Raw genomic sequence first — 7,124 nt, forward strand, 5'->3', positions numbered from 1 at the left:
GGGCTTTGTGTTTTAGCGATCTAAACCACCCGCGCCGGATGCTGCTCGCGCGGGTCGCCGAGCATGGCGCGGTGGGACGGTGGCTGGCGGCCTTCGGCTTCGCTGATGCCGTAGCCAGGGGCAATTTCGGCGGTGATCAGGGTCTGTCCGGACAACGCCATCAACTGCGGATCATTGAGCAAGGCATGAATCACCCGCCCGTTGAATTGCGGGGTTTCGGCGTGGGCCAGGAATGCCTGGTACTGCTCGCCATGCTGTTCGCCGGCAATCCTGGTGCGTTCGGTCAATTGCGGGCCGAGCCACAGCGACAACGCCGCCACGCCCTGCCCTTCGAAATCGATCGCCATGTCCGCCGCCAGCTTGTCGACGCCGGCCTTTTGCGCGCCGTACGCCGGGCCATGCATGTAGCACCCGGCACCGAACGACGAAGTGAAGCAAATCAGTCCTTGTGCACTTTTGAGCAATAGCGGCGCGGCGTAGAAGCTGGCGACGTAGGCCGAGCGCAGGCCGACGTCGAGAATGCGCACCAGGTCCAGCGGCTTAGCCCAGAACGGCCCTGGTTCGATCAACTGGTCATGGATGAACGCGGCGTTGTTCACCAGCAGATCCAGATGCCCGCACTCATTTTCCACACGAGTAAACAGCGCCTGAACCTGCGCGTCATCGGCGTGATCACAGACCACCGCGATACCGCGCCCACCGGCGTCGGTGATCGCGGCGGCGGTGTCCTCCAGCGAGCCGCGCAAGGCATGCCCGTACAAATTCGACCCGCCCTGCGCCGGGGCGCGACCGGTGACATACACCGTCATGCCCGCCGCTCCAAGGGCCAGGGCAATGCCCTGCCCGACTCCGCGACTGGCGCCGGTCACTACGGCGATCTGTGGACGCTGGTTGTTCATTCGACACTCCCGAACAAGGTTTTCGCCGAAGCGGTTTCGCTCTGGCGCTTGATGTGATTGGCGGCCAGGTAACCGAAGGTCATGGCCGGGCCGATGGTCGAACCGGCACCCGGATAGGTGCGGCCCATCATCGAGGCGGCGCTGTTGCCGATGGCGTACAGGCCGTTGATCGGTTCGCCGTCTTCATGCAACACGCGGGCGTGCACGTCGGTCAGCAGGCCACCCTTGGTGCCGATGTCGCCGGCGTCGATGCGCACGGCGTAGAACGGCCCTTTGAGCAACGGCGCCAGGCACGGATTGGGTTGCACGTTCGGGTCCCCGTAGTAGCGATCGAACAGTGATTCGCCCTTGTGGAAATCCTCGTCGACGCCCTGCACGGCCATGCCGTTGAAACGCTGCACGGTGCGCATCAGCCCGCCAGCGTCGACGCCGATTTTCGTCGCCAGTTCTTCCAGGCTCGATGCCTTTTGGAAGTAGTCACGCAAATGCTCGGGCAATTGCCAATCGCGCTGGGCATAGCCCGGCAGCAAGGCGCCGCACGGGTATTTGCGGCGGAACTCGGCGTCGAACACCATCCAGCACGGCACGCTCGCGGCGCCTTCGCGGTTGTTGGCGTACATCGCGTAAACAATATCGGTATAGGGCGCGGCTTCGTTGACGAAACGCTCCCCCGCCGCGTTGACCATCACACACCCCGGCAGGGTGCGTTCAACGAACAGCGCCCGCTGTTTTTCTTCACCCTTGACGTAAGTGGTCGGCGCCCACCAGCTGTGCTCCATCAACGCGGTCCGAGCACCGATGGCCTGGCCGGCGCGAATACCATCGCCGGTATTGTTGGGTGGCGTGGCACTCCAGTTGGCCCGGGACGGCTGCGGCAAGTACTGCTCGCGCATTTCCTGGTTACGCTCGAAACCACCGGCGGCGATGATCACCCCGTAGCGCGCCTTGACGTTGAGCAACTGACCGTTGCGATTGACCCGCGCCCCGCCGACCCGGTCGCCGACCAGCAGCAGCTCTTCGAGTGCACAGTTGAGCCACAGCGACTTGCCGCGATCCTGCAACGAACAGCGCAAGGCACCGATCAAGGCATTGCCCAGGGTCAGGAAACGGTCGCGACGGGATAAACGCCGCCCCTCGCGATCACGCCAGTAGCGCCACATCACCCGCAGGGTCAGGCGCAACCAGCCGGGGCCACGGCACAGCAGCACTTGCGCCTCTTTCATGGTCATCGCCATGCGTCCCATCATCAGGGTGCCGGGGGACGGTGCGCGCATGCGCAAAAATTCTTCGCCGAGTTCGGCGGCATCGAACGGTTGCGGATCCATCGAACGATAGCCCGGCTTTCCGCCCTCGACTTCCGGGTAGTAATCGGCGTAGCGCGGTTGCGCCTCGAAGCGCACGCGGGTGTGTTGTTCCAGGTACTCGACCATCTCCCGGCCGTGTTCGACATAGGCTTCGATGCGCCCATCGTCGATCTCGCCATGGGTCACGGCGCGGATGTAGGCAATCGCTTCGGCCGCCGAATCACTGCCGCCAATGGCGTTGATCCGGTGGTTGTTGGGGATCCAGATGCCGCCGCCGGACACCGCCGAGGTGCCGCCGTACTCGCCGCTCTTTTCGATCAGCAGCGCATTCAGGCCCAGGTCGTGGGCGCGCAGCGCTGCGGTCATGCCCCCGGCTCCCGAGCCAATCACCAACACATCACAGCACTCGTCCCATTTGATCCCGGCAGCGTTCATGCGATCACCCTTGTTCAGCGCCCATCAGGCAGAAACCGCCACCGCCGGATCTTCGCCCGGTGCAGTCGGTCTCGGGATTGTTCGCCCCGTGCGCCGGGTGTTCATCGTCCGATAAGACTAAGGCCAGGACTGCGCCCGCCCCGTACAAATCGCTTAGTCCGCTTGGACGATGTTGCGCGCAAGTCGTGACTCCATAGTCGCCCACAGCACCAATCACTCCCCTGAAATGCAGGTCGGGCAGGTCTGACCTGGGCCATGAGGACGACATGATAAAAACAATAATCGCCCCACCAACACAGCACCCTCGCACACAGCTTGTTCTATTGATGCTGGCTGGTGGACTTAGCGCTCACGTTAACGCCATGAGCTTTCAGCCAAGCGAAGACTTGAGCATCGACTGGGACACCACACTGACCTACAGCCTCGCCTGGCGGACCGAGTCTCGCGATCACAAGCTGACCGCCAATGCCAACGGCAACGACGGCGACAACGCGTTCGACAAAGGCAGCCTGATCAACAACCGCAGCGGCTTTCTCACCGAAGCCAACATCAAGTGGCAAGACGACTACGGCGTGTTCGTCCGGGCGACGGGCTTCTACGACAACGTCTACGATCAGGACAACGACAACACCACCGGCACTTCCAACTGCTTCGCCGGCGGCCATTGCAGCAAACCCGACCGTTTCTCCCAGGACACCATCGACCAGCATCGCAATGAGTTGCGCATGCTCGACTACTACGCCTATGGCACCTGGGACGTGAGCGGCCATGCCCTCAACGCGCGCCTGGGTAATCAGGTGGTGAGCTGGGGTGAAAGTCTGTTCTATCCGGGTATTTCCGCGGCCCAGAGCCCGGTGGACGCGACCAAGGCGACCACCCCGGGCGTCGAGGTCAAGGAAATCCTGCTGCCGGTCGGTCAACTGTTCACCCAGTTCGCCCTGACCGAAAGCCTGGGTATCCAGGCCTACTACCAATACAAGTGGGAGAAAACCGAGCTGTTCGGCGTGGGTAGTTACTTCTCCACCACCGACTTCATCGACGAGGGCGGCTTCAACGACGCATCCGGTTTCGTCACCCGCCTCAAGGACGACAAGCCGAGCGACAGCGGCCAGTACGGTGTGGCTTTCACCTACGCCGCCGAGTCGCTGAACAACACCGAGTTCGGCCTCTTCTACTCGCGCTATCACGACAAGACGCCGTCGCTGGATTTTGCGACGAACCTGGGCCGCTACCAGGTGCGCTACTTCGACAACATCGACCTGTTCGGTGCGAGTTTCGCCACGGTGCTGGGCGATGTCAGCTGGGCCGGTGAAGTCAGCTACCGAGACGGCACGCCAGTGATGGTCGACAACGGTTTCTCCAGCCCCGTGCGCGGCAAGACCATACAAGCGCAAACGTCGATGATCTACGTGCTCGGCCCGACCTCCTTCGCCGACAACACCAGCCTGACCGGCGAGCTGGTCTACAACACCGTGGTCAGCAACGACGAGTCGCAGCCAGTGACCCTGGCCCCTGGTTTCGCGCTGCCGGGCACCGACAGCCTGGTCTATGACCGCGATGCCTGGGGCTACACGGTGCAGGCGAACTTTGACTACAACGACGTGTTCAGCGGATGGGACATGTCGGTGCCTGTCACCTTCAGCGCCGCCGCCCACGGCGACAGCTCGATGGTCGGCTCGATCAACGCCGGCCAGAACGATAACCGCGCCAGCATCGGCAGCTCGTGGCGCTACCTGGGCAATTTCACCGTCGAGGCCCGCTACAACGCCTACCTCGGCAGCGCCAACAACAGCCCGTTGGCCGACCGCGACAACGTCGCGCTCAACTTCAAGTACCGGTTCTGATTCCCCTGTCGGAGGAGCACAGCATGTCCAGATTCACCCAAACATTATTGAGCACTGCGCTGACCGTCGGCCTGCTCGGCAGTGGCCTGGCCTACGCCAAGGTCAGCCCCGAAGAAGCCGCCCGCCTGGGCCAGGACCTGACCCCGATGGGCGCCGAAAAAGCCGGCAACGCCGACGGCAGCATCCCGGCCTGGTCCGGCAAATGGCGCGGCCTGCCACCAGGACTCAAATACGCCGGCCCCGGCACGCCGTACCCGGATCCGTACGCCGCGGAAAAACCGCTGTTCGTGATCGATTCGAAGAACATGGACAAGTACGCCGACAACCTGAGCGATGGCCAGAAAGCGCTGTTCAAGCGATACCCGGATACCTTCAAGATCCCGGTCTACCCGAGTCACCGCGACTTCCGCCTCGATCAGCGCCTGGAAGACCAGATCAAGAAAAACGCCGTCACTGCCGAACTCGACAATGACAACAACGACACGAAAAACGCTTGGGGTGCCTCGCCGTTCCCGATCCCGAAGAACGGCAGCGAGTTGATGTTCAACCATACCTTGCAGGGGCGCGCCAGCACTGAAGAGGCCAACTACAGCCAGGCGGTGGTGTACTCCAACAAGGAAAAGGTGTTGGAAGAGGTCAACTACAAGATCTTCTCGATCTGGTCGAGCCCGGACAAAACCCCGGAGGCCGCGAACGGTGTATTCACCCACTTCCTGCTCACCACCCTGGAACCGGTGCGCAAGAAAGGCGAGATCGTGGTCGGTCACGAGTTCATCAATCCGACCGCCTCCCCGCGCCAGGCCTGGCAATACAGCCCGGGCCAACGCCGGGTTCGTCGCGCACCGACCGTGGGTTATGACTCGCCGACCGGCGCGGGAGGTTTTCGCGTGTACGACGAAGACCGTTTGTTCAACGGAGCGCCGGACCGCTACAACTGGACCATCGTCGGTAAGAAGGAAATCTACATTCCGTACCACAACTACAAGATCGACGACCCGAGCGTAACGGCCGACCAGATCCTGGACACCACCGGCCACGTCGATCCGCAGTACATGCGCTACGAGAAACACCGCGTCTGGGTGTTGCAGGCCAACCTCAAGGAAGGTGCCCGCCACGTGTACGCCAAGCGCGTGCTGTACCTGGACGAGGACACCTGGTCCGCGACCATGGCCGACAACTACGACAGCCGTGGCCAGTTGTGGCGTACCAACATGCAGACCTCGATCTACGCCTACGAACTGGAGCGCTACCACGCCCGCCTCGGGATCTACCACGACCTGATCGCCGGCTCCTACCTGGTTGACCGCATGCTGGTCGATCAGAAACCGGCCAAGCTCAACGCCACTGCCTTCACCGAAGACGAATTCACCCCTGGCAACCTGCGCAAACTCGGCACCCGCTAAACTCACCGCGCCCCGACCGAATCATTCGGTCGGGGCGTTGTGCTTTGTAAAATCCGCTGCGCCCACGGAAGACTTCGCCATGAACAAACTCCTCACAGGCATCATCGCCATGGCCAGCGTTGGCCTGTCGATGCAAGCCAACGCCCTGAACATCCTGCTGACCAACGACGATGGCTGCCGCGCGCCCGGCATCGATGCGATGTACCGGGCGTTGACCGCCGCCGGGCACAAGGTCACCCTGGTCGGCCCGTTGAACGACAGCAGCGGCATCAGCGCCGCCAGCGTGGTCGTACCCGGCCAGGCCCTGGCGGTGACTGAACTGGCGCCAGGCAAATTTTGCGTCGGGCCGCCGCAGGACTACACCCCGCCCGCCGGCAAGACCTCCGCCATCGGCACGCCGGTGGATGCGGTCAACGTCGGCCTCGACGTGATCCTCAAGGATTCGCCACCAGACCTGGTGGTGTCAGGCAGCAACTTCGGCGAAAACGTCGGCCCGCTGACGCAGATGTCCGGCACCCTCAACGCCGCCGTTCGCGCGATGTTCAAGGGAATTCCGGCGGTGGCGGTGTCCACGGGTATCGACATGGACCTGATCATCCGCGACCAGCACGCCGGCTACCGCAAGACCCTCGGCGCCATGGACGACACGGCGCGCTTTGCCGTGAAGGTCATCGAACAGGCGGGCCTGGCCGGTACAGATGCCAAGCAGGCCTGTGCCAGGAACAAACATCAGTGTGATTTGAACGTGCTCGGCCTGCCAGGTGTCAGCGGCCTGAACCTCAACTACCCGCCCCTCAAACCCGATGAAGTCAAAGACGTGAGCTTTGCGCCGATCGGCAATTGGGATCGGGTCAACTTCACCTCCCAGCGCGGCGCCGACGGCGTGGTCCACGTCAACCTGGCCGCCCCGTCGACACCGACCGAAACCCAGCAAAAGGCCGATGCCTATCAACTGTGGCAAGGCCACGCGGTGATCACCGTGATCGACGGCAACATGACCGCGCCGCAGGCGATGCAAGATCAGGCGAAGAAGATGTTGCAAGGCATCAAGCCTTAAGCGTCATCGTCTGAAACACCGCCATCGCGAGCAGGCTCGCTCCCACAGGTTTCGTGGCTGTACACAGAATCCGCAAACCACCGAAATTTCTGTAGGAGTGAGCCTGCTCGCGATGAGGGCGGCACATTCAAAATAGATGTCGACTGACACTCAGTCTTCGTGGGCAAGCCCGCTCCCACAGG

Annotated in this window: 5 protein-coding genes; 3 read left to right on the forward strand and 2 right to left on the reverse strand. The window is 62.6% G+C overall.

Translation table 11 applies throughout. The features are described 5' to 3' along the window. Nucleotides 1-20: 20 nt before the first annotated feature. On the reverse strand, nt 21-899 hold the full coding sequence (locus KGB20_RS12005) for an SDR family NAD(P)-dependent oxidoreductase (protein ID WP_223532342.1): 879 nt from the start codon (nt 897-899) through the stop codon (nt 21-23). Then, a complete protein-coding gene (locus tag KGB20_RS12010) occupies nt 896-2,638 on the reverse strand; it encodes an FAD-binding protein (RefSeq protein WP_223532344.1) in 1,743 nt (580 codons plus the stop codon). The genes KGB20_RS12005 and KGB20_RS12010 overlap by 4 nt, the downstream gene beginning before the upstream one ends. A 326-nt stretch (nt 2,639-2,964) precedes the next feature. Between KGB20_RS12010 and KGB20_RS12015 the strand changes: the two genes are divergently transcribed. The 3 genes from KGB20_RS12015 (at nt 2,965) to surE (ending at nt 6,942) form a co-directional block, all read left to right on the forward strand. After that, nucleotides 2,965-4,482, forward strand: a complete 1,518-nt coding sequence (locus KGB20_RS12015) for a DUF1302 domain-containing protein (RefSeq protein ID WP_306345028.1) — start codon at nt 2,965-2,967, stop codon at nt 4,480-4,482. A 23-nt stretch (nt 4,483-4,505) separates the two neighbouring features. Next, entirely contained in the window at nt 4,506-5,885 is a 1,380-nt protein-coding gene (locus tag KGB20_RS12020) for a DUF1329 domain-containing protein (RefSeq protein WP_223532346.1), read from the forward strand. 79 nt (nt 5,886-5,964) lie between these two features. Continuing rightward, nucleotides 5,965-6,942 carry a 5'/3'-nucleotidase SurE gene (gene surE, locus KGB20_RS12025; RefSeq protein WP_223532348.1) on the forward strand — a complete coding sequence of 326 codons (978 nt, stop codon included), beginning with the start codon at nt 5,965-5,967 and terminating at the stop codon, nt 6,940-6,942. Nucleotides 6,943-7,124: the final 182 nt, after the last annotated feature.

This window comes from Pseudomonas sp. BF-R-30, assembly GCF_019956175.1.
GTDB classification, from domain to species: Bacteria; Pseudomonadota; Gammaproteobacteria; order Pseudomonadales; family Pseudomonadaceae; genus Aquipseudomonas; species Aquipseudomonas jessenii.